This window comes from Amycolatopsis orientalis DSM 40040 = KCTC 9412, assembly GCF_000478275.1.
Classification (GTDB): domain Bacteria; phylum Actinomycetota; class Actinomycetes; order Mycobacteriales; family Pseudonocardiaceae; genus Amycolatopsis; species Amycolatopsis orientalis.
Genome location: NZ_ASJB01000022.1, coordinates 1 through 21,520 on the forward strand (window position 1 = coordinate 1; position 21,520 = coordinate 21,520).

Annotated in this window: 20 protein-coding genes; 10 read left to right on the top strand and 10 right to left on the bottom strand. The window is 68.6% G+C overall.

Annotated features, from left to right (window positions below):
- The first annotated feature begins 200 nt into the window (after positions 1–200).
- Positions 201–1,457: an HNH endonuclease signature motif containing protein gene (locus tag L324_RS06090; RefSeq protein ID WP_037304921.1), complete on the top strand. Its 1,257-nt coding sequence runs from the start codon at positions 201–203 to the stop codon at positions 1,455–1,457.
- A gap of 994 nt (positions 1,458–2,451) precedes the next feature.
- On the opposite strand, the gene L324_RS06095 is transcribed toward L324_RS06090, so the two are convergent.
- From L324_RS06095 to L324_RS06120, 6 genes are all read right to left on the bottom strand, one after another.
- Positions 2,452–2,796 carry an MmcQ/YjbR family DNA-binding protein gene (locus L324_RS06095; RefSeq protein WP_037304923.1) on the bottom strand — a complete coding sequence of 115 codons (345 nt, stop codon included), beginning with the start codon at positions 2,794–2,796 and terminating at the stop codon, positions 2,452–2,454.
- Positions 2,797–2,865: 69 nt separating this feature from the next.
- Positions 2,866–4,329: an acyl-CoA synthetase gene (locus tag L324_RS06100; protein ID WP_037304925.1), complete on the bottom strand. Its 1,464-nt coding sequence runs from the start codon at positions 4,327–4,329 to the stop codon at positions 2,866–2,868.
- A 10-nt stretch (positions 4,330–4,339) separates the two neighbouring features.
- Complete coding sequence (locus L324_RS06105) at positions 4,340–5,668, bottom strand: MFS transporter (RefSeq protein ID WP_037304926.1); 1,329 nt, start codon at positions 5,666–5,668, stop codon at positions 4,340–4,342.
- 16 nt (positions 5,669–5,684) lie between these two features.
- Positions 5,685–6,137 carry a MaoC family dehydratase gene (locus tag L324_RS06110; protein WP_037304928.1) on the bottom strand — a complete coding sequence of 151 codons (453 nt, stop codon included), beginning with the start codon at positions 6,135–6,137 and terminating at the stop codon, positions 5,685–5,687.
- Positions 6,138–6,144: 7 nt separating this feature from the next.
- Positions 6,145–7,020: an amidohydrolase family protein gene (locus tag L324_RS06115; RefSeq protein ID WP_037305034.1), complete on the bottom strand. Its 876-nt coding sequence runs from the start codon at positions 7,018–7,020 to the stop codon at positions 6,145–6,147.
- Between the two features lie 7 nt (positions 7,021–7,027).
- Complete coding sequence (locus tag L324_RS06120) at positions 7,028–7,930, bottom strand: SDR family oxidoreductase (protein WP_037304930.1); 903 nt, start codon at positions 7,928–7,930, stop codon at positions 7,028–7,030.
- Positions 7,931–8,028: 98 nt separating this feature from the next.
- Between L324_RS06120 and L324_RS06125 the strand changes: the two genes are divergently transcribed.
- The 3 genes from L324_RS06125 to L324_RS06135 are packed head-to-tail and all read left to right on the top strand — an operon-like array spanning position 8,029 to position 10,315.
- Positions 8,029–8,865, top strand: coding sequence for a PaaX family transcriptional regulator (locus L324_RS06125; RefSeq protein WP_268871883.1), 837 nt, complete (start codon positions 8,029–8,031; stop codon positions 8,863–8,865).
- 54 nt (positions 8,866–8,919) lie between these two features.
- Positions 8,920–9,555 (top strand): class I SAM-dependent DNA methyltransferase, encoded by a 636-nt coding sequence (locus L324_RS06130; protein ID WP_037304932.1) that lies wholly within the window; start codon positions 8,920–8,922, stop codon positions 9,553–9,555.
- A gap of 19 nt (positions 9,556–9,574) precedes the next feature.
- The gene (locus L324_RS06135; RefSeq protein ID WP_037304935.1) at positions 9,575–10,315 is read left to right on the top strand and encodes a glycosyltransferase; all 741 of its coding nucleotides are present in this window, start codon (positions 9,575–9,577) and stop codon (positions 10,313–10,315) included.
- A gap of 18 nt (positions 10,316–10,333) precedes the next feature.
- Here the strand turns inward: L324_RS06135 and L324_RS06140 are convergent, their stop codons facing one another.
- Complete coding sequence (locus tag L324_RS06140) at positions 10,334–10,948, bottom strand: TetR/AcrR family transcriptional regulator (protein WP_037304938.1); 615 nt, start codon at positions 10,946–10,948, stop codon at positions 10,334–10,336.
- 88 nt (positions 10,949–11,036) lie between these two features.
- Here L324_RS06140 and L324_RS06145 point away from each other — a divergent pair, with 88 nt between their 5' ends.
- Entirely contained in the window at positions 11,037–12,419 is a 1,383-nt protein-coding gene (locus tag L324_RS06145; protein WP_037304939.1) for a cytochrome P450, read from the top strand.
- Here L324_RS06145 and L324_RS06150 read toward each other — a convergent pair.
- Complete coding sequence (locus L324_RS06150; RefSeq protein WP_037304940.1) at positions 12,416–13,012, bottom strand: TetR/AcrR family transcriptional regulator; 597 nt, start codon at positions 13,010–13,012, stop codon at positions 12,416–12,418. The genes L324_RS06145 and L324_RS06150 overlap by 4 nt on opposite strands.
- A 108-nt stretch (positions 13,013–13,120) precedes the next feature.
- Here L324_RS06150 and L324_RS06155 point away from each other — a divergent pair, with 108 nt between their 5' ends.
- Positions 13,121–13,816, top strand: a complete 696-nt coding sequence (locus L324_RS06155) for an SDR family NAD(P)-dependent oxidoreductase (RefSeq protein ID WP_037304941.1) — start codon at positions 13,121–13,123, stop codon at positions 13,814–13,816.
- Positions 13,817–13,889: 73 nt separating this feature from the next.
- On the top strand, positions 13,890–14,342 hold the full coding sequence (locus L324_RS06160; RefSeq protein WP_037304943.1) for a carboxymuconolactone decarboxylase family protein: 453 nt from the start codon (positions 13,890–13,892) through the stop codon (positions 14,340–14,342).
- A 109-nt stretch (positions 14,343–14,451) separates the two neighbouring features.
- Here L324_RS06160 and L324_RS06165 read toward each other — a convergent pair whose 3' ends face one another.
- Complete coding sequence (locus L324_RS06165) at positions 14,452–15,183, bottom strand: helix-turn-helix transcriptional regulator (RefSeq protein ID WP_051173678.1); 732 nt, start codon at positions 15,181–15,183, stop codon at positions 14,452–14,454.
- Between the two features lie 121 nt (positions 15,184–15,304).
- Here L324_RS06165 and folE point away from each other — a divergent pair, with 121 nt between their 5' ends.
- Together folE and L324_RS06175 are read left to right on the top strand one after the other, a co-directional pair.
- A complete protein-coding gene (gene folE / locus L324_RS06170; RefSeq protein ID WP_037304945.1) occupies positions 15,305–15,901 on the top strand; it encodes a GTP cyclohydrolase I FolE in 597 nt (198 codons plus the stop codon).
- A gap of 49 nt (positions 15,902–15,950) precedes the next feature.
- Entirely contained in the window at positions 15,951–18,500 is a 2,550-nt protein-coding gene (locus tag L324_RS06175) for a P-loop NTPase fold protein (RefSeq protein WP_037304946.1), read from the top strand.
- Here the strand turns inward: L324_RS06175 and L324_RS06180 are convergent.
- Positions 18,449–19,189 (bottom strand): flavin reductase family protein, encoded by a 741-nt coding sequence (locus L324_RS06180; protein WP_051173688.1) that lies wholly within the window; start codon positions 19,187–19,189, stop codon positions 18,449–18,451. The genes L324_RS06175 and L324_RS06180 overlap by 52 nt on opposite strands.
- Before the next feature lie 255 nt (positions 19,190–19,444).
- Here L324_RS06180 and L324_RS06185 point away from each other — a divergent pair, with 255 nt between their 5' ends.
- Positions 19,445–21,514, top strand: coding sequence for an AMP-binding protein (locus tag L324_RS06185; protein ID WP_037304949.1), 2,070 nt, complete (start codon positions 19,445–19,447; stop codon positions 21,512–21,514).
- The last annotated feature ends 6 nt before the right edge of the window (positions 21,515–21,520 follow it).

Genomic DNA, 21,520 nt, shown 5'->3' on the forward strand with positions numbered 1-21,520 from the left:
AGTCGACTGACTGCGATTGGCCCCGGCGAAATGGAGACGTCGCGTTGTCTCTATTCCGCCGGGGCCACCGCAGTGCAGCTTTTGACGCCGCATAGTAGTCACTCCGGTCCCCTGTAATCACTCGTCAGAATTAAAGATAGGCATTCCTTGTTACGTAAAATTACGAACACATGTTCGAGTTGTTTTGGTATTCTTGGGGTGTGTCCGAGACGATCCTTCCCGAGTTGCCACAGGAGTTGTGGCGCGCCGGCAAGCTGGAGCTTGCTCATGGCGTGCAGCAGTTCCTGCAGGTGATCAGGGTCGCCACTGCCGGACTGGGGCGGTATCTGGCGGAGATCGAGTCGCGCGGGGCGAAAGACTTGTACGGTTACGGCTCGACGATCAAATGGTTCGCCGATGTGGCCGGGCTGTCGTTCGGTGAGGCGCGGCCGGTGGTGAATCGTGCGATCGCGCTGAACCCGACCCGGGCTTTGGATGGCAGCGAGCTGCCTCCGTTGGCGCCTGCGACGGCGGCTGTGGCTGCGGAGGGGGTGGTCGGGGACGAGCGGATCCAGCAGATTTTGGACTTCCTGGCGAGCCTGCCGCTCGATACGTCGGCAGAGGATCGGGAGAGCGCGGAGAAGACCCTGGCCGAGCTGGCCCGGCACGCCGGTCCCCAGCAACTGGCGAAAGCCGAACAGAACCTACTCGGCTGGCTGGATCCTGACGGGGCTGAGCCGAAGGAGCCCGAGCCGAAGCAGTCGCGCCGCGAGTTGACGTTGGAGCGCCGCAAAGACGGCTTCTGGACACTGAACGGGCTCCTCGACGACGAAGCCGGTGCCCGCACCGCCGCCGCCCTGGAGGCGTACGCGTCACCCCGCCCGGTCGACGAATTCGGCCAAGCCGACCTGCGGACCAGACCCGAACGCCTCGGCGACGCGTGGGTCGACCTGCTCGATCTCGCGATCGCCTGCCCCGACCAACCGGGGACCTCCGGTTACCGGACGCTGGTGCACGTCACCATCGGCCTCGACGAGCTGAAGTCGGGTCTCGGGACCGCCTGCGTGGACTACGTCGGGACGATGACCGCCCGCGACGCCCGCATGGCGGCCTGCGACTGCCTCATGCTCCCCGTCGTTCTCAACGCGGCCGGTGAACCCCTCGACGTGGGGCGGATGCGACGGTTCGTCACCCCCGGCCAGCGCCGGGCCTTGAACATCCGCGACCGCGGCTGCGCCTTCCCGGGCTGCCATCGCAGGCCGAAGAACTGCCACGCCCACCACCTCCACCACTGGGCAGACGGCGGACCCACCGACCTCCGCAACCTCACCCTGCTCTGCGGGTTCCACCACCGCCTGATCCACCACGGCGACTGGGAAGTCCGCATGGCCGCCGACGGACTCCCCGAGTTCATCCCGCCCCAGTATCTGGACCCGCTCCGAAGAACCCGGCGCAACACCCTCCACCGCGCCGCCTAGCCACTGCATCACCCGAGGAGCCCGCCAGCCACACCGGCGACGGGCCCCTCGGCATGCCCCCAGACAGACAACACCGTCACAGACGACCCACCCGCAGACGTTTGAGGTTCAGACGGCTCGTCTCCCCGGACCGACAACTAACATCTGCGCTCAGGGGTTCACCTTCCCAAGAACTGCCATCGGGCTCGCCTTCGAGAACCGCCCGCCACTGATGACTACGGCACACACCCGTCTATCGAGAAAGAAAGGTCCCGTTTCCGCTCAGCGAAGGCTGGGGGTTCCTGCGAGCGGAAACGGGAGTCAAGGCCGGTACGGGGGCCGCCTCTCGGCGAAAGGCACAACATGGCTCCGGCCGGACCGGTATTCCATGAAGGCGAAGGGTGAGCCCGGGGGCACCAACCGTACCGACACTCTCTATAACGCATACTCTTCCGAAATGTTCCCCAGCGGACGTGACGCCCGTCATCACCCTCGAACCCGATCAGAAAACAAAAGACCCGCTTCCGCTCAGCGAAGGCCTGGGGGTCACCTGCGAGCGGAAACGGGAGCTAAAGCCGATACGGAGGGCCGCCTCTCGGCGAAAGGCACAACATGGCTCCGGCCGAACCGGTATTCCACGAAGGCAAAAGGTGAGGCCCGGGGGCACCATCCGCACCGACACCCTCTACAACGCACACACCCGCCAAATGTTCCCGAACACCTAACAGACGACCACGTGACCTACATCGCCAAATCCCCGCCAGAAAACAAAGGACCCGCTTCCGCTCAGCGAAGGCCTGGGGGTCACCTGCGAGCGGAAGCGGGAGCTAAAGCCGATACGGAGGGCCGCCTCTCGGCGAAAGGCACAACATGGCTCCGGCCGAACCGGTATTCCACGAAGGCAAAAGGTGAGGCCCGGGGGCACCATCCGCACCGACACCCTCTACAACGCAGACGCCCGCCAAATGTTCCAGCCCGGACAGTGACCCACGTCAACACTCGAAAGCAGTAACGCTCAGCAAGGCGGCGGAACCTGCTCCACCAATTCCTCCGGGGCGGACAGCCGCCATGCCTCGTAGACGAGTTCGTTCAGCTCGTCGGATTCGAGGCCGTCGAGGTGCACCACGACCCAGCCGAATCCGCCGGCCGTGAACTGCACCTCGAAGACGTCCGGCCGCTCGGCCACGAGGGCCTCTTGTTCGGACAGAGTCTGCTTCAGGCCGACGGTCTGCGTGCGCGGCCAGTAATAGCCGAATCGCTTACCGCGCACGCTGTACGACTCCCACTCCGTCGCGTCGGAACGCTCGACGTCGGCGAGCTTCTCCAGCATCCGGTGGAACTCGTCACTCGGCACACCCATCTTGAACCCCAAACACAGCTGCCCCCAGGAAACTCGGCGGCCACAGTGTAGGCGGACGGGCCGACAAGATCAGGAGCCCGCCCGCAGCTCCGCCTTGCGCACCTTTCCGGACGCGGTCCGAGGCAGCCCTTCAACGAACTCGAAGCGTACCGGCACCTTGTACTTCGCCAGCCGCCCGAGCAGGAACTCGCGCAGTTCCTCGTCGCCGACGTCGCCGGAGCGCACGACGAAGGCGCAACCGACCTCGCCCCATTTCCCGTCCGGTACCCCGATGACCGCGGTCTCGGCCACCGCGGGATGTTCGTACAGGATGTTCTCCACTTCGGCCGGGTACACGTTTTCCCCGCCGGAGATGAACATGTCCTTCAGGCGGTCGACGATCCGGAAGTGCCCGTCTTCGTCGACGGTGGCCACGTCGCCGGTGCGGAACCAGCCGTCTTCGGTGAAGGCGGCCGCGGTCGCGTGCGGGTTCCGCCAGTAGCCGGGGGTGACGTTCGGGCCCTTCACCAGGATCTCTCCTGGTCCGTTGCCCGGTGGGTCGAGCCGGGCGTCGGCGAAGAACACGGGCACGCCCGCGGAGCCTGCCCGGCCATCGCTTTCGCGCGCCTCCAGGAACGTCACGCCCGGAGCGGTCTCGGTCAGCCCGTAGCCCTGGCAGAACACGAGCCCTCGCCGCTGATAGGTCCGCACCAGCTCCTCCGGGACCGCGGCGCCGCCGCAGATCAGGCTCCGCACCGACGACAGATCGGCCGACGGCCACCGCGGGGACGCGGCCAGTGCGGCGTACATCGTCGTCACCCCGAACATCCACGTCACCCGGTGCCGTTCGATCAGGTCGAAGCAGCCGTCGACATCCCAGGACGCCGTGAGGAGCGCGCAGCCGCCCTTGATCACGGTGGGAAGCAGGGTCTGCGCCAGCGCGGCGATGTGGAAGAGCGGCGCGGTGACGAGCGTGACCTCGTCACCGCCGACGTCCACGCCGATCAGCAGGTTGAACGTGTTCCAGAGCAGGTTGGCGTGCGTGAGCGTCGCACCCTTCGGGCGTCCTGTGGTGCCCGACGTGTACAGGATCAGCGCGACGTCGTCGGGAGCCACCGTCACGTCGGGCGCGGTCCCCGCGCCCTCGCCGAGCCAGGTTTCGTAGTCCTCCAGCGCCACTAGCCGCGCGGCGGGGCTCTCCAGCCCGTCGACGACCTTCGCCGTCTGTGGCGCGTAGATCAGCACCGTGGCACCGGAGTCGGCGAGGATGTGCTCGATCTCCGGCGCCGTCAACCGGAAGTTGAGCGGGACGAAGATCGCGCCGAGCGACGTGGTCGCGAACAGGGTTTCGACGAACGCCGGATGATTCGGGCCGAGGTAGGCCACGCGGTCCCCGTGGCCCACACCCGCCGCCGCCAGCCGTGACGCCAGCTTCGCGATCCGCCGGGCCAGCCGGGCGTACGTCGTCGGTTCGCCTTCGAAGAGCAGTGCGGTCCGTTGGGGCGAGATCCGTGCGCGGCGGGCTGGCCAGCCGCCGATTCCCTCATCGCGCATCCGTGGTCTCCTATTCGACGACTTCGGCGGTTTCGGCGGTGGACCGGACAGGGCTGGGCTCGGTCAAGTTTCGCCGGTTCGTCTCCTTCAGCGCCAGGACGCAGCCCGCCGACAACAGGCAGAACGCCGCGATCGTCAAGGACACCGCCGTGGTCGACGGTCCGCCCGACGCGCGCTGGAATTCGGCGAACAGCACCGGCGCGAACCCGGCGCCGAGACCGGCGAGCTGATAGCCCAGCGAGGCACCGGTGTACCGGTTCTCGGTGGCGAACAGTTCGGTGTAGAGCGCCGCCAGCGGCCCGTACATCATCGGGTGCAGCACGCCCTGCCCGAGCACCAGCGCCACGACCAACAACGTCCCGCTGCGGCTGTCGACGAGCGGGAACAGGACGAACCCGTAAACCGCCGTCACCAGCGCGCCGATCAGCACGATCGGCCGCCTGCCGAACCGGTCCGAGACCGCTGACCAGCCGATGATCCCCACCACCGCGCAGACGGACGAGACGGTGAGCGCGTTCAGCACGGTCTGGCGTCCGTGTCCCGCCTGAACGCCGTACGCGAGCACGAACGTCGTCAGTGTCCCCTGCACGACGAACGCGGCCAGGCCGACGCCGACCCCCAGCAACAGCGTCTTGGGCTGCTCGCGCAGGACGGCCACCAGCGGGAACCGCCGTCGTCGCGCCACGGTCCTGGCGGCGAGGAACGCCGGGGTCTCCTCGACCCGCGACCGGACGAACAACCCGATCGCGAGCAGGACCACGCTGAGCAGGAACGGCACCCGCCACCCCCACGCGAGGAACGCGGCCTCGCCGGTGACGGCCACCGTCGCGGTCATCGCCACCGTGGACACGACCATCCCGCTCGGCGCGCCCGCGTTCGCGAAGCTGGCCCACAGCCCGCGCCGGGAGGTGGCGTGCTCGGCCGACATCAGGACGGCGCCGCCCCATTCGCCGCCGACCGAGATGCCTTGCAGTACCCGCAACAGGATCAGCCCGACCGGCGCGGCGGCGCCGACGTCGGCGTAGGTGGGCAGGAGTCCGATGAGGAAACTGGAGACGCCCATCAGCGTCATGGTCATCACGAGCATCCGCTTGCGGCCGAGCTTGTCGCCGAAGTGGCCGAAGAGCACGCCGCCCAGTGGCCGCGCGAGATAGCCGGTGGCGAACGTGCCGAAGCTGGCGACGGTCGCGAGGGCGGGGTCGAGGTCGGAGAAGAAGACCTTGCTGAACACGACGGCGGACGCCGTGGCGTAGAGCAGGAAGTCGTAGTACTCGATGAGGCTGCCGAGGTAGCTCGAAGCGACGGCTCGGCGGAGCTGGACGTTCTGCTGGGATCGCATGGCTTTCCCCTTGTCGTCAGGCGTAGTGCCGGTAGACGGCCCGCGCGACGCACGCGGGCTTGGCGGAACCGTCGAGTTCGATCGTGAAGTCGAGGACCATCTGCACTCCCCCGGCGATGTCGGTCACCTCGGCGACCTTCCCGGTGAGGCGGATCTTGCCGCCGGACGGCACCGGGCTGGGGAATCGCACCTTCTCAAGCCCGTAGTTGACGCTCATCCCCACGCCGGTGATCCGCAGCAGGTCGCTGAAGAGCGGGATCAGCAGGGACAGTGTCAGGTATCCGTGCGCGATGGTGCCGCCGAACGGGCCGTCGGCGGCGCGTCCGGGGTCGACGTGGATCCACTGATGGTCGCCGGTGGCGTCGGCGAACCGCCCGATGCGGTCCTGGGTGATCTCCAGCCAGTCGCCGTGACCGAGGTCCGCGCCCGCGAGTGCCTTGATCTCTTCGATGCCGTTCGCGTGGGTCATGCTTCTCCTAGTCGGTTTTGACGAGACCGAGCAGCCTCGCCGCGTTGTCCTTCAGGATCTTCGGGCGGACCTCGGGTTTGATCTCCAGCTCGGCGAAGTCGGCGAGCCAGCGATCCGGGGTGATCACCGGGAAGTCGGAGCCGAACAGCACCTTGTCCTTCAGCAGGGTGTTGGCATACCGGACGAGCTGCGGCGGGAAGTACTTCGGCGACCAGCCGGACAGGTCGATGTGGACGTACGGTTTGTGCGTCGCCACGGCCAGAGCCTCGTCCTGCCAAGGGAACGACGGATGCGCGAGGATGATCCGGAGTTCGGGGAAGTCGACGGCGACGTCGTCGACCAGCATCGGATTCGAGTACTTGAGCCGGATCCCGCCGCCACCGGGTACGCCGGCGCCGATCCCGGTCTGCCCGGTGTGGAAGAGCGCGGGAACGCCGAGTTCTTCGATGACCTCGTAGAGGGGATACGCCATCGGGTCGTTCGGCGCGAACCCCTGGATACTCGGATGGAACTTGAACCCGCGGACACCGTATTCGCCGACCAGCCTGCGTGCCTCGCGGACGCCCGCCCGGCCCTTCCACGGATCGATGCCGGCGAACGGGATGAGCACGTCGCCGTGTTCGGCGCAGCTCTCGGCGACCTCCTCGTTCGCGATCCGCGGATGGCCGGTGGCGTGTTCGGCGTCGACCGTGAACACGACCGCGGCCATCCTGCGTTCCCGGTAGTACGCCGCCATTTCCGCGATCGAAGGCTGCCGGTGCCCGTGCGCCTTGAAGTACTTCTCCGAGGCGCCGAACAGGGCCGGACTCAACGAGCCGTGGCCGTTTTTCGAGATCTCCGCGTGCGTGTGGACGTCGATCGCGACGACGTCGTCGATGTCGATGGGCACGTCACGGCCCCTTCGGCGCGGGGATGCCGAAGCTCTCCGGCTCGGCGCCGATCCCGGCGTGCCAGGAGGCCGCGATCCGCTCGGCGGTCCAGCCGCCGTCGGCGAAGTCGACGGCCTTCTCCCTCGGGTGCGCCCAGAGCGCGAGCCGGTCGCCGCCGATGCCGATCGCCTGGCCGGTGACGCCTTTCGCCTCGTCCGAAGCCAGGAAGACGACGAGCGACGCGGCGTCCTCGGCCGTTCCCAGTCCTTCGTCGCGACGGAGCCACGGCGGGAACGGTTTCCCGGTGCGCTCGGCCTCTTCGATCACCGGCGCGAACGCCGGGATGGTGCGGGTCATCTCGGTCGCCGCGACCGGGACGATCGCGTTGACCAGGATCTCGGCCTTCGCCAGTTCCATCGCCCAGGTGCGGGCCATCGCGGCGATCCCGGCCTTCGCGGCGGCGTAGTTGGTCTGCCCGAAGTTGCCCCGCTGTCCCGCCGGCGAGGAGACCAGGATCAGCCGCCCGCCCTCCCCCTGCTCCCGCATCCGCACCGCGGCCGCCCGCGCGCAGGTGAACGTGCCGCGGAGGTGGACACGGACGACGTCGTCGAAATCGTCGTCGGACATCTTCCACAGCACCCGGTCCCGCAGGATCCCGGCGTTGGTGACCATCGTGTCGAGCCGTCCGAACTCCTCGACCGCGGTGGCGACCAGCCGTCCGGCGACCTCGGCGTCGCCGACCGGGGCGACGACCGGCACGGCCCGTCCGCCCGCTTTCCGGATCGCGCCCGCGGTTTCGGTGGCGGCCTCGTCCACGTCGTTGACCACGACGGCGGCGCCGGCGGCGGCGAGCGCTTCCGCGTAGGCCCGCCCCAGTCCGCGGCCGCTGCCGGTGACCACCGCGACCTTGCCCGACAAGTCCATGAAGCAGTCCTCTCGTCGTCCGCTGCGGGACTCAAAGTAGGTCACTATTCCGACCGCCGTCAATAATCTGCCCAACATCATCGGCTAAGCTGCTCTCCGTGACCGAAGACGACACCGCACCCGGCCAGGCCCATCGGCCGCAATCCCTGATGCTCACCTTCCTGGGCATGCACGTGCTCGGCCACGACACCGCCGTCTACTCCGGAAGCGTGATCGACGTGTTCGCCCGCGTCGGCGTCTCCGAAGAGGCCGTCCGCTCGACGCTGACCCGGATGGTCGGCCGTGGCCTGCTGATCCGGCAGCGACACGGCCGCCGTGTCTACTTCGGACTGACGCCCCGCGCGACGGAGGTACTGGAGGACGGCGGGCGGCGGATCTGGGACACCGGCGCGGTCAACCGTGATTGGGACGGCACCTGGACACTCGTCGGCTACTCCCTGCCCGACAGCAGGCGCAGCGACCGGCACGATCTGCGCAGCCAGCTCGTGTGGGCGGGTTTCGGCCTCCTGCAGAACGGATTGTGGATCGCGCCGGGCACCAGGGACGTCACCGCGATCGCCGAACCGCTCGGCCTGCTCGACCACGTCACGGTGTTCACCGCGCAGGAGGCCAAACCGACCGATTCCGCCGACCTGGTCCGCAAGGCCTTCGACATCGAGGCGATTTCCGCGCGGTACCGCACTTTCCTCGACCGCTGGGACCGGCCGAAGCCACTTCCGTCGGCCCCGGACGACCTCGCCCGCCGTCTGCTGCTCCACACCGACTGGCTCCAGGCCGTACGCCAGGATCCGCATCTCCCGGCGGAACATCTCCCCAGGGACTGGCCCGCCATCCGGGCGGAGCAGGTCTTCGCGCGGCTCGACGCGCGGATCCGGGAGGCTTCGACCCGGCTGGCGGAAGAAGTGCTCGACGTGGTCGCGGTCGCGGACGGTTGATCCTCGCTACCCTCGCCTTCGGAAGTGAGTCACCCGACCCTGGGGAGCTGCGGAATGGACCGTCCGGCCACGGCGGAGGAACTGTTCGACACCATCGGTTCCGCCTACGAGGAGGTCTTCGGCCGTCCGCCGGTGATCGACAGGGCGCTGCGGCATCTGCTCGGCGCGCTGCCACCGTCGTCGAGGGTGCTCGACATCGGCAGCGGGACCGGTCGTCCGGTGGCCGAAGAACTGACCGCCGCCGGGCACCGCGTGACCGGGCTCGACGTCTCGTCGGTGATGATCGACCTCGCCCGGCGGCAGGTTCCGGCCGCCTCCTTCGTCCACACCGATGTGCGGGACTGGGCATCCTCCCCCGAGTCGTGGGAAGCCGTCTGCGCGTTCTTCCCGTTCTTGCAGATGCCGCGCCGGGACACCGAAGCCGTGCTCGCCGACATCGCGCGATGGCTGGTCCCGGGCGGACTGTTCGCTCTCGTGACCGTCCCGCACGACATCGAGGACGTGCCGGTGGAGTTCTTCGGCCACACCTTCCACGCGACCAGCTTCGCGCCGGAGGATCTGGTGCGGCGGGTCGAGGCTGCCGGGCTGGAGGTCACCGGAACACATTCGGAACTCTTCACCGCGGAAGAGCCGGGCACACCACCGGAGGAGCACCTGCTGATCACGGCTCGCAAGCCGGGTCGCGGCTGATCATCACTATCCTCGCCTCGTGCCCGTCGTCAGCGTGATCACCCCGGTCCACCCGCCGAGCCTGCCGTACTTGACCGAGGCCTACGAATCCCTCGCCGCGCAGGAACTCCCGCCGGACTGGACCTGGGAATGGCTGGTGCAGGAGGACGGTGAGACCGGCCTGCTCGACGACGTCCTCCCCGCCGACGAGCGGGCGTTGCCCGGTTCGGGCCGCCGGGGCGGACCCGGGGTCACGAGGATGATGGCGATGTCGCGAGCCTCGGGGGAGCTGATCAAGGCGCTCGACGCGGACGACCTGCTCGCGCCGGGCGCGCTCGCGCGGGACATCGCGGTACTGGAAAATCCCGCGATCGACTGGACCACCTGCCGGGTCCTCGACCTCTTCCCCGACGGGACCACGGCGGGCGTCGACAGCGATCCCGAGGAAGGACCGATCGAACGCGGCTCGTTGTTCCGGCACTGGCGGCGCAACGGCTACCTCTCCCCCGTGGTGGCCGGGACGCTGTGCATCCGCCGCGAGGTGCTGCTGGACCTGGGCGGCTGGATGGCCCTGCCCGCGTCGGAGGACACCGGGCTGATCCTCGCCGCGAACGCCGTCTCCGACGGGTACTTCGTGTCCACCTGCGGAATGTTCTACCGGAAGTGGGACGGGCAGGTCACCCGATCCGCCGCGCACAACGACGACACAGAACGGCTCGCGCGGATGAAACTGATCGAGGAACGCGCCGAGACCATGCTCGCGCGGCGGGCCCGGTCGTGAGCGGCGAGGCCGCCATCCCTACAATTCGATGCTCACGTCCGGTGACGCGGCGACCATGTCGAGCAGCGACTTGGCGCACAGATCGCGGGTCTGGTCCCTGGTCAGCCGCCGGTACTTGAGCCAGTCGAGGCAGACCGCGACGACGAACGCCAGCCAGCCGCGCACGGTCACCCGCAGGGTCTCCGGCGGCTCGACGTCCGGGCACAGGGCCGCCAGGATCCGGCGGCCCTGTTCGGCGAAGTTGTTGTCCAGGACCTCCCGCACGTCGTCGACCGCGATGGCCGTGCCCGCGTGCAGGGCGCGGTAGCCGTCCTCGTTGGCTTCGGCGTAGCGGAGGTACGCGTCGAGGCCCGCCATCAGCTGCTCCGCGACCGGCAGCGTGGGATCGGTCCTGGTCATGTCGAGCAGGCGTTCACCCTCGGCCTTGATGACCTCGGTGACGAAGTCCCGTTTCGTCGGGAAGTAGTGGTAGAGCAGCCCTCGCGACACCTCGGCGATGTCCGCGACCTGTTCGATCCACACGTCGTCGTACGGCCGTTGCGCGAACAGGCGGGCACCGATCCGCAGCAGCTGTTCCCGCCGCTCGGCGGTGCTCAGCCTGCTGCGGGGCCTTCCGGAAGTACTCGCCGCCATCCGGTCATCGTACTTACTTGACACGGGTTCAGTAACAGGCCACGCTCGCTATTGGATGTCGATTCAACAGTGCTTACCTGGAGGGGCCATGGCCACCGCTCTCCCCCATCCCCCGCGCCGGATCCCGCTGGTCGGCGACGTGCTCGGTGTTTCGCCGCAGACCCCCGTCCAGGACTCGATGCGGCACGCCGCCGAACTGGGCCCCGTCTTCGAGCGCAAGGTGTTCGGCCGCAAGATCGTGTTCGTCCACGGTGCCGGTCTGGTCGCCGAACTCTCGGACGAGAAGCGGTTCGCGAAACACGTCACGCCCGCGATCTCGAACCTGCGCCCGCTCGGCGGCGACGGCCTGTTCACCGCGCACAACGAGGAACCCAACTGGCGGCGCGCGCACGAGATCCTCGCGCCGGCGTTCAGCCGTGACGCCATGCGGCGCTATCACCCGACGATGCTGGCGATCACCCGTGAACTGCTGGACACCTGGGATCGCGGTGGCGAGGTCGACGTCACGGACGACATGACCAAGCTGACGCTGGAGACCATCGGGCGAACGGGATTCGGCTACAGCTTCTCGTCGTTCGAACGCGCCGAACCGCATCCGTTCGTCGCCGCGATGGTCCGCACCCTGCGGCACGCGCAGCGGACGGTGATCCAGCCGCCGGTCATCGGCCCGCTCCTCAACCGGAAAGCGAACCGGCGCAACGAAGCCGACCTCGCGTTCCTCCGCTCCGTCGTCGACGAGGTCGTCGAGGCGCGCCGGGACGACACGAGCACCGAAGACCTGCTCGGGCTCATGCTGAACACCGTGCAGCCGGGCACGGGCGAGGCGCTGGACGAGGTCAACATCCGGAACCAGATCATCACCTTCCTCATCGCCGGGCACGAGACGACGTCGGGCGCGCTGTCGTTCGCCTTGTACTACCTGGCACGGAATCCGGACGTCCTCTCCCGCGCACGGTCCGAAGTGGACAAGGTCTGGGGCGAACACCCGGATCCGTCCTACGAGGAGGTCGCCAAGCTCCGTTACGTCCGGCGCGTCCTGGACGAGGCGCTGCGGTTCTGGCCGACGGCGCCCGCGTTCGCGCGCCAGGCCAAGGTGGACACCGTCGTCGGCGGCGAGTATCCGATGCGCGCGGGACAGTGGGCGCTCGTCCTCATCCCGGCTCTGCACCGTGATCCCGTCTGGGGCGACGATCCGGAGTCGTTCGACCCCGACCGCTTCGCCCCGGATCGCAACCGGGCCCGCCCGCCGCACGTGTACAAACCTTTCGGCACCGGGGAACGCGCCTGCATCGGACGGCAGTTCGCCCTCCACGAGGCGACGCTGGTACTCGGCATGCTGCTGAGCCGGTACGAACTGCGCGGTGATCCGTCCTATCGGCTGAAAGTGCAGGAACTGCTGACGTTGAAGCCGGAAGGGTTCAAGCTCGACGTTTTCCTCCGCGACCGCGCCACAGCGGCTGTGACGGCCTAACCGCGGGGCTTGAGCAGCTCGTCGAAGAGGGCGTCCACCAGGCCGCGGGGAATTCCCGCCCCGGTCAGGGCACGGTAGACGATCGGGCCGACGACGGCGTCGATGGCGGCGTCGACGTCGAGCCCGGGCGAGATCTCACCGGCCTCGATTCCGTTCGCGAGGAGTTCGCGCTCCCGTTCGCCTCGCGGGCCGAGGTAGCGGTCTTGCAGGCTCTTGGCCGTTTCGGGGCTGTGCTGTGCCTCGGCGATGAGGGCGAGCAGGACCTTTCCGGCCGGGTCGCGGGTGACGAACCGGGCGAAGCCGCGGAAGTAGCCGCGGATACCGTCCGCCGTGGACTTCGCCTCCGGGACGGGAAAACGCTTCTCGCTGTCCTCGATGAGCGTGTCGAGGAGGATCTCGACCTTCGAAGGCCACCAGCGGTAGATCGTCTGCTTGGCGACACCCGCCCGGCGCGCGATCGCCTCGATGGTCAGCCGGGCGAAGCCGTGCTCGACGAGCAGGTCGTCCGCGGCATGGAGCACGGCGAGGCGGGCGGCCTCGTCGCGCTGGTTGCCGGAGCGCGCCCTGCGGGGCTGCGAATTCACGGCTGGCATGCGGACCACAGTACCGGCCGGCGCGGCCAAGCCGCGTCGCCAGGTGCCGTGCTACTGTCTAGACGCAACGTCGCGTCTAGACAAAGTTCCCGCCACCAAGGAGTTTTCGTGTCCACCACCTCCGAACGTCAAGCACTCGTCATCGGCGCCTCCCGCGGTTTGGGGCTCGTCCTCGCCGACGAGCTCACCCGGCGCGGCTGGCGGGTCATCGCCACCGCCCGCCGGAACGACGGCGAACTGCGGGCGAAGGCCGACGCCTCGAACGGGCGACTGCGGGTCGAATCGCTGGAGATGACCAGCGACGAGCAGCTGTCGGCCTTGCGTGAGCGCCTCGACGGAACCCCGCTCGACCTGCTCTTCGTCAACGCCGCGATCGATCGCGGGAACCTGCCCATCACCGAGGTCTCGACCGAAACGTTCACCGAGGTGATGATCACCAACGCGTTGAGCCCGCTGCGTGCCGTCGAAGCCCTTCGCGGGTCCGTCGTTCCGGGCGGCACCGTCGCGGTCATGTCCTCCAGGCAGGGCAGCGTCTCCCTGAACACCAGGCCCGGCTTCGAGCTTTACAAGGCCAGCAAGGCCGCGCTCAACCAGTTGATGCGCAGCTACGCCACGCGATACGCCGACGACGGGCAGACCAAGCTCCTCATTCACCCCGGCCACAACCAGACGCCGCTCGGCGGCCCGGGCGCCCCGCTCAAACCCGAGGAGAGCATCCCCGCCGTCGTCGACGTCCTCGAAGCGCAAGCCGGTACTCCGGGCCTGCAGTTCCTGGATCTTCACGGCGAGGTCGTGCCCTGGTAGCGCCCGGTCACATCCGGCACCCGGGATCCGTCAGTGCGGTGAAGGCAAGACGGAAACCCTGGAGGAGAACATCATGCAAGCCCGGATCCCGAACCCTGCGCTGGCGAACCCCGCCGCACTGAAGGCCCTGATCGCGTTGGCGGAGTCGACCGGCGACACCGGCGTCCCCAAGACCACGCACTACCTGATGCACGTCCGCGCCAGCCAGATCAACGGCTGCGCCGGCTGCCTGGAGATGCACACCAAGGAGATGCGCGAGGCGGGCGAATCCGACGAGCGGATCTTCACCGTCGCCGCGTGGCGTGACACGGCCTACTTCACCGAGCCCGAACGTGCGGCACTCGCGCTGGCCGAGGCACTCACCCGGATCGCGGACCGGGCGGATCCGGTCGACGACGGGATCTGGGACGAAGCGGCCCGTCATTACGACGAACGGCAGCTTTCGAGCCTGGTCCTCTCGATCGCGGCCATCAACACCTGGAACCGGCTCAACGTCGCCACCCGGCAGGTCGCCGGGGCCTCCTGACCCTCAATGCCAGGTATACCGGCGCATGTCCCTGATCCTCTGTTGATCAAGCTTCGCAACGGGTGCGACCCCGCGCCCTGCCCCTGAAGGCAGGCATTTCCCGACCAGCTCACCGCGTCTGGCGCAGCTCCACACAGCACTCGGCCGCGCCGGGAGCGAGGACCGCCTCCACGCTCCCGGCGCGGACGCCGGTCAGGAAGCCGGCGAGAAAGGCCTGGTTGATCCCGCAGACAAGCTCCGGCGCCTCGGCGGCCAGCGGGTGGAACGGGCAGTTCCGTAGCCGGACACAGGTCCGGGTGTCCCGGCTCGGCTCGAAGCCGAAACGGCGAAGCACCCCTTCGGCGACGGTGAGCGCGCGCTCGGCACCGAGCCTGCCCGGCCGGGTCCGCGCGCGTTCCTCCTCACCCAACGCGAGGCCGCGCTCCCCCGCGACCCGCAGCACGGCGTCCCGCGCCGTTTCACCGGACCCTTCGGCGAGCACCGCCTCGGTGAGGATGCTCGCCAGGATCTCGTGCCGCCTCGCGGGAAGCTGCACCTGGATGCTTTCTTCGACCGGTTCGTAGACCTTGGGCTTGCGCCCCACCTTCACCACCGGGCCCGCCGCGTAGCCGAACTTGAGCAGCCCGGCCGCCACGAGCTTGTCGAGGTGGAACGCGGCGAGCTTGCGGGAGATCCCGACCGCGGCCGCCGCCTCGTCCCGCGTCACCGGACGCCGCGCACGCCGGGTGAAGGCGTACATGCCGCGGCGGAGGTCGTCGTCGAGCGCCGACACCGCGGCGATGGCGGGGACGTCGAGGCCGTCCGGATCGGACACTGTCACGTACACCACGATATCGCCCATCTCAACCGGCGGAACATTCTGGACCGCCGATCTACCATGTAGGCTGAACCGGCGGACGGTAAAACGCCCAAAAATCTTAGTCAAACAGCACTGGGGATCGCGGTCCATCCTAGGAGGCCTTATGTCCACTCCCGCCTTGCGCGTCGTGCATGAACCCGGGCCGGGACCGGACCTGGTGGCCGCCGAGGCCGCGGCCGCCGATCTCCTCACCGCACTGGGCATCTCGCTGGACTCCGAGAGTCTCCGTGGCACCCCTGGCCGGATGGCGCGCGCGTACGCCGAGTTGTTCACGCCGCGCTCGTTCGACCTCACGACCTTCCCCAACGACGAGGGCTACGACGAACTGGTCCTCGCCAGGGGCATCCCCGTGCGGTCGGTCTGCGAACACCACCTGCTGCCGTTCGTCGGGGTCGCGCACGTCGGCTACCTGCCGGGCGAACGGATCCTGGGGCTGTCCAAGCTGGCCAGGATCGTCGAGCACTTCGCCTGCCGCCCGCAGGTTCAGGAGCGGCTCACGAAACAGGTCGCCGACTGGCTCGACGAGCAACTCGAACCGCGCGGCGTCGGTGTGGTGATCGAGGCCGAGCATTCGTGCATGACCCTGCGCGGGGTCCAGGCCACCGGATCGAGCACCGTCACCTCGACCCTGCTCGGCACGCTGCGCGAAGACGCCCGTTCGCGCCAGGAGTTCTTCGCCCTCACCGGCATCAACGGCTGAGCGGCCGCCTAGACTTGCCCTTCCGTTCGGCCTCGGGAGGGAAGCACGGATGGTGCTGGTGCGCGACGTCGATCCGTCGATCCTGCTGAAGAACCAGCCACTCGGCGGAGACCTGCGCCCGTACCTGCCACGGGACGCCGATCGGGAGATCCGGGCCGCGTTGTCGGCCGCCCCGGTCACCCTGATCGTCTACGAGCACAATTCGGGAGCGCGGCGGACAGCCTATGAAGCGTTGCTGGCGTCGTTCTCCGACTACGAACTGATCCTGAAGCCGCGGAGCACCGACCTCGCCCAGCTGCGGGGTCCGGCCGACGCCGTCGTCTGGCTGGACGGCGAACTGGACGAGACCTTCCCCTCGCTTTCCGGCGCCTTGGCGGTCTGGCTCGGCCGGAACTCCGCTCGCCGGGTCTTGGGGATCATCCGCGAAGACCGCTACGAGAACCCGGCATTGCGGGATGCCTTCGATCGTCTTCGTCCCACGGTCGTGAGACTCGCCGCGGATCTCTCCGACGGTGAGCGTTTCGTCGCGAATCAGATGTTTCCCGGGGCGGCACCCCTCAGCAAGGCCGGGCAGCTCGCCGGACTGACCGGCCAGGAACAGCCGTCGAGCCCCGCGGACGCCCCGATCCCCGACCTGTACTCCGCCCACGTCGCCGATTACCGGCCCGACACCGACGACGGCGTCGACCGCCTCGGCATCGGTCCCGACGTGCGGATGCTCGCCGACCTGGTCGTCTCCCGGATGATCACCCCTCCCCTGTCGATCGGCCTGTTCGGCAGCTGGGGTTCCGGCAAGAGCTTCTTCATGCGCCAGATGCAGCTGCGGGTCCGCGAACTCGCCGATTCCGCGCGCGAGGCCGAGACCACGGCCGGGGCGCACGGGAAAACCGTGTCGTCCTACTGTTCCAGCGTCCGCCAGATCAGCTTCAACGCCTGGCACTACAGCGAAGCGAACCTTCTGGCCAGCCTCGCCACCCACATCTTCGACAACCTCGCCGCGAGCGGCGCCGAGAACGATCTCCAGCGCCAGGCCGACGCGCTCGCGGAACGCCGCAAGACCGAGAAGACGCTCCTCGGCAGGCTCAGCGCGGTCCGCCTCGAACGCAGGACCCTGACCGCTCGGCAGAAGCAGGCGACGCGGCGACGGCGGAAGCCCCGCGAGTACGTCCGCGCGGTCTTCGACAGTCTCACCGAAGCGGACAAGGCGTGGATCGCGTCCCGGCTCGGGGTCGACCGGCCGACCGCCGAGGATCTCGAACGTCTCGCGCAGGAGACCGGCGGGCTGCGTTCGGACGTCGCCGAATTCTGGCGACGGCTGCGGCAGGATCCGGTTCCGTTGCTGGTCCTGATCGGCGGGCTGGTGACGGTCCTGGTCGTCACGCTGCTCGTGGGCCGGTCACAGGTTTCGGGGGTGCTCGGCGGGCTCACCGTGGTGAGTTCCGCGCTGACCGTGGTCCTGCGGATGCGTGCCAGCGCGGGCCGGATCCACGACGCACTCGGCAAACTCGGTGGTCCGTCCGAAGAGGACGAAGAGACCGAGCGACGGCTGGCCGAACTGGACGCGGAATCCGAGCGGCTCGAGAAGGCTGTCACCGAACTCGCGCCCGGGCTGGATCTCGTGTCGTTCGCCGAGTCCCGGCTCTCGGACTACGTCGAGCATCTCGGGGTGGTCTCGTTGCTGCGCAAGGACCTCGAGACGTTCGCGACCATGCTCGCCGAAGTACCGCACGGTTCCGGCAAGATCGAGCGGACCGTGCTCTACATCGACGACCTCGACCGGTGCCCGCCCAAGGTCGTCGTCCAGGTCCTCGAAGCCATTCACCTCCTGCTTGCGCTGCCGGTGTTCGTCGTCGTGGTGGGCGTCGACTCGCGATGGCTGAAGAAGGCCGTCGAGCAGCACTACGAGCAGATGCTCGGCGACGATCCGGAAGCCTTCGCCGAGAACTACCTGGAGAAGATCTTCCAGGTCCCGTTCATGTTGTCCCCCATGGACGATCCAGGGTTCGCGGGGCTCGTGCGCGGGCTCGCCGCCACCGAGGGTCAGGACGCCACACCGGTGAGCGTGCCCGCGGAAGCGGACGAGACATCCGGCGCCCACTCTCGAATCCCGGCCGGGCTTCCTCCGCACGAGGCAGCACCGGGACCGTCGTCTGAACAGTCCACAATAGACCTTCGACCCCCTCGTCTGGTCATCTCACGGGCGGAGCTGGACTTCCTGGCGACACTGGCGCCGCTCGTCCGGTCCCCGCGGGCCGCGAAACGGCTCCTGAACCTGTATCGGCTGCTCCGGGCGAGGCTCGCCGGCGAAGAACTGGCCGAGTTCGTCGCCGACGGCTCGCGGGAGGCACCGTTTCGCGCGGTGCTGGTGCTGCTCTCGGTACTGGTCGGATACCCGGAGGCCGTCTCCTGGTTCTTCGCCTCCCTCGCCGGGACGGATCCCGGTGACAAGGCGCTCGACATCGTGTCGTCGCTGAACGACCACGAACTGCGGCCGAAGCTCGAACGCGGCCTGTCCGGCGAGTCGTGGCCGGAATTGGCCGCGTCCTATCAGCGCTGGCTGCCGCTGGTGAACCGGTTCTCGTTCACCCGCGAGGGCTGAGTCCGCGACCGCTCGATGTCGGGGCCCCGGTAGAGCCGTTCCGGGATCCGCGCCAGCGTCGACGGATGGACCTGCGGGCCGAGGCCGTAGAGCTTCTGGAAGCTCATGATCAGCGGCCGCCACCGGTCGGGGTCGATCCGGTCGTCGGTACCCGGCATCCGGATGTCGTCGTGGACGTGGACGCGCTGCACGCGGACCTCGAACACGAGCACCCCGCCGCGTTGCGCCTCGTCGTCCTCGGCGAGCGGGTGGACGGCCTCGACGACGGCCTCCATCGCCACCGGGCATTCCGCCACCCGCGCCGGGCGGACGGTCTCCGAAGCGACCGGGGTGAGCCCGGCCCGGCCGAACTTGTCCGCTTCGTGCCGGTAGCCGCGTTCGTACTTCCGCGGCGGGACGGGATCCGATCCGGTGGTCAGTGCCAGCCGGTCCACCGCGGCCGCCAGGTCGTCGGAAGGGAGATTCAGAACACATTCGCGGTTGTGCATGAGATTCTGCGCCGTCTTGGATTTCGCGCCCAGTCCGAGCATCCCCCGCCAGCCGAGCCAGAACGCCGACGACATCGGAGCCAGGTTTCCGGCCCCGGTCTCGTCGACCGTCGAGAGAAGCACCACCGGGGTGCCGAAGTAGAGGATTCCGGGCTCTATACGGGTGTGCGCGGCCTCGGCCGCTGACGTGGTCACTGTCACGACCGCCAGCTTCGCCGCGCCGCGCGACGGACGCTGGCGAGAATCGGACGTCGCGATCAAGCTCCTCGGCAGACGGCCTCACCGGCCGCGAGCGCCTACCCTTTCGGTGGAGGTTCCTTGCGGCGGGCGCGAAACCCGTGTCGTTCGGAGTACTGCGTTCGGCCGATTGCTGGTAAGTTCGCCGAACTTGAATGACGAAGGAGGCGCCGGCAGCTGCCCGGTCAACACCCGAACGCGCGTGGTGAGGCGAATCGCATGCGAGACGATGTGGTCCAGGCGAGCTCGATCCTCGGGCACTCTCCCGGCCAGGTTTGGGAAGTGATCGGCGATCCCGAGTCCTACTCGAGGTTCGTCGCGGAGATCAGCTGGTGCGAGATCCGGCAGTCCGCCGAACGCGGACGCGGCCCGAAATGCCTCATCCGGCTGGAGCCGAGGCCGGGCAAGCTCGTCGTCGGCGACATCGAAGCCCGGGTCTGGCGGCCCGGTGAGCATGTCGTCTGGTGCGGCGTCGAGGACGACGGCAACTGGGTCTCGATCGAGCTGCGGCAGGCTCCCGACAACGGCACGGAACTCGTCGCACAGCTGATGCTTCCCGCGCGGAACGCGCATCTGGTGTCCGCCGCCTCGTTCAAACGCACCGTCCGCGCGGTGACCCGGCGGATCGACCTGCACCTTTCGGGGCGGGCCGCGCCACCGCAAGAGGAACCCGCGCATACCAAGGCCACCACGCTGCACACGGCCAGCACGCTGATCAAGGCCGGGGTGCTCGCGGCCGCGCGGCCGGACAAGATCGCCCGGCAGCTCACCTCGCTCTCGCAGTGGGGCGCGACGGTCGCGGGCGGCTACACGGCCAACGCCGCCCGGGTGCCGGACGACGTCGCGCTGCACGACGAGCGCAACGTCCGGACGTTCAAGCAGGCGGCGGAACGCAGCAACCAGATCGCGAACGCACTGGCACTGCGCGGAGTCCGCTCCCGCGACCGGATCGCCCTGTTGTGCCGCAACCACGCCGCGATGGTCGAGTGCCTGATCGCGTGCAGCAAACTCGGGGCGGACGCGATCCTGCTCAACACCGGGCTTTCCGCCGGCGCGGTCGCGAACGTCGTCGACCTGCACAAACCGGTGGCGGTGCTCGCCGACGACGAGTTCTCGCGCGTCATCGCCGACATCCCCGGCGATTTCCTGCGGCTGTCCACCTGGCCGGAGACCGAGAACGGTTATCCGACGATCGACCAGCTGATCGCCGGGGTGCCCACCACCAAACTCAAGCCGGTGGACCGGATCGGCAGGCTCGTCGTGCTGACCTCGGGCACCACGGGAACACCCAAGGGCGCGCGCCGTCCGACGCCGAAGGGACTCGCGACCTCGGCCGCCATGCTGGACCGCATCCCGCTCCGCACCGGTGACCGGTTCGTGGTGGCCGCGCCCCTGTTCCACAGCTGGGGCCTCGCCGGGATGCAGATCGGGATGGCGGTGCGGGCGTCGCTGTCGCTGATCCGCCGCTTCGACGCGGAAGAGATCCTGAGGACCATCGCCGAACACCGGGCGGGCGTGCTGTTCGCCGTCCCGATCATGTTGCAGCGCATCCTCGATCTGCCCGAGCGGATCCGCAGCCGGTACGACCTGTCGTCGCTGCGCATCGTCGCCAGCAGCGGTTCCGCGCTGCCGGGGACGATCGTCACCGAGTTCATGGACACCTTCGGCGACGTGCTCTACAACTTCTACGGCTCCACCGAGGTTTCGTGGGCGAGTATCGCCACCCCCGAAGACCTCCGCGCGGCGCCGACGACCGCCGGCCGCTGTCCGCCCGGCACCCGCGTCGCCATCCTCGACGAGGAGCACAACCGCGTCCCGCCGGGCTGGGAGGGACAGATCTTCGTCGGCAACGACATGCTGTTCGAGGGCTACACCGACGGCGCCAGCGTGCCGCGCGCGGACGAACTGATGGCGACCGGTGACGTCGGCTACCAGGACGCCTCCGGTCGCCTCTTCGTCACCGGCCGGGCCGACGAGATGATCGTGTCCGGCGGGGAGAACGTGTCACCGCGCCCGGTCGAGGAGGCCATCGTCGCGCTGCCCGGTGTCCACGAAGCGGCCGTGATCGGCGTGCCGGACCGCGAGTACGGGCAACGGTTCGCCGCCTACATCGTCCCGAAACACGGGGCCCGGATGAACGCCGAGGACGTCCGCGCCTACATCCACCGTCGGCTGGCGCGTTTCGCGGTGCCACGGGACGTGTACTTCGTCGAGGAACTGCCCCGGAACGCGACCGGCAAGGTGCTCAAGCGGTTGCTGAAGGACGAGACCTGGCCGATCGACCAATAGTGTCCT

What these genes read in the sequence shown, in the direction of transcription:
- L324_RS06095 (WP_037304923.1), bottom strand. Translation starts at nt 2,796, where the DNA reads ATGGGTGTGCCGAGTGACGAGTTCCACCGGATGCTGGAGAAGCTCGCC.
- L324_RS06100 (WP_037304925.1), bottom strand. Translation starts at nt 4,329, where the DNA reads ATGCGCGATGAGGGAATCGGCGGCTGGCCAGCCCGCCGCGCACGGATC.
- L324_RS06105 (WP_037304926.1), bottom strand. Translation starts at nt 5,668, where the DNA reads ATGCGATCCCAGCAGAACGTCCAGCTCCGCCGAGCCGTCGCTTCGAGC.
- L324_RS06110 (WP_037304928.1), bottom strand. Translation starts at nt 6,137, where the DNA reads ATGACCCACGCGAACGGCATCGAAGAGATCAAGGCACTCGCGGGCGCG.
- L324_RS06120 (WP_037304930.1), bottom strand. Translation starts at nt 7,930, where the DNA reads ATGGACTTGTCGGGCAAGGTCGCGGTGGTCACCGGCAGCGGCCGCGGA.
- L324_RS06130 (WP_037304932.1), top strand. Translation starts at nt 8,920, where the DNA reads ATGGACCGTCCGGCCACGGCGGAGGAACTGTTCGACACCATCGGTTCC.
- L324_RS06140 (WP_037304938.1), bottom strand. Translation starts at nt 10,948, where the DNA reads ATGGCGGCGAGTACTTCCGGAAGGCCCCGCAGCAGGCTGAGCACCGCC.
- L324_RS06145 (WP_037304939.1), top strand. Translation starts at nt 11,037, where the DNA reads ATGGCCACCGCTCTCCCCCATCCCCCGCGCCGGATCCCGCTGGTCGGC.
- L324_RS06150 (WP_037304940.1), bottom strand. Translation starts at nt 13,012, where the DNA reads ATGCCAGCCGTGAATTCGCAGCCCCGCAGGGCGCGCTCCGGCAACCAG.
- L324_RS06160 (WP_037304943.1), top strand. Translation starts at nt 13,890, where the DNA reads ATGCAAGCCCGGATCCCGAACCCTGCGCTGGCGAACCCCGCCGCACTG.
- L324_RS06165 (WP_051173678.1), bottom strand. Translation starts at nt 15,183, where the DNA reads ATGGGCGATATCGTGGTGTACGTGACAGTGTCCGATCCGGACGGCCTC.
- folE (WP_037304945.1), top strand. Translation starts at nt 15,305, where the DNA reads ATGTCCACTCCCGCCTTGCGCGTCGTGCATGAACCCGGGCCGGGACCG.
- L324_RS06175 (WP_037304946.1), top strand. Translation starts at nt 15,951, where the DNA reads ATGGTGCTGGTGCGCGACGTCGATCCGTCGATCCTGCTGAAGAACCAG.
- L324_RS06185 (WP_037304949.1), top strand. Translation starts at nt 19,445, where the DNA reads ATGCGAGACGATGTGGTCCAGGCGAGCTCGATCCTCGGGCACTCTCCC.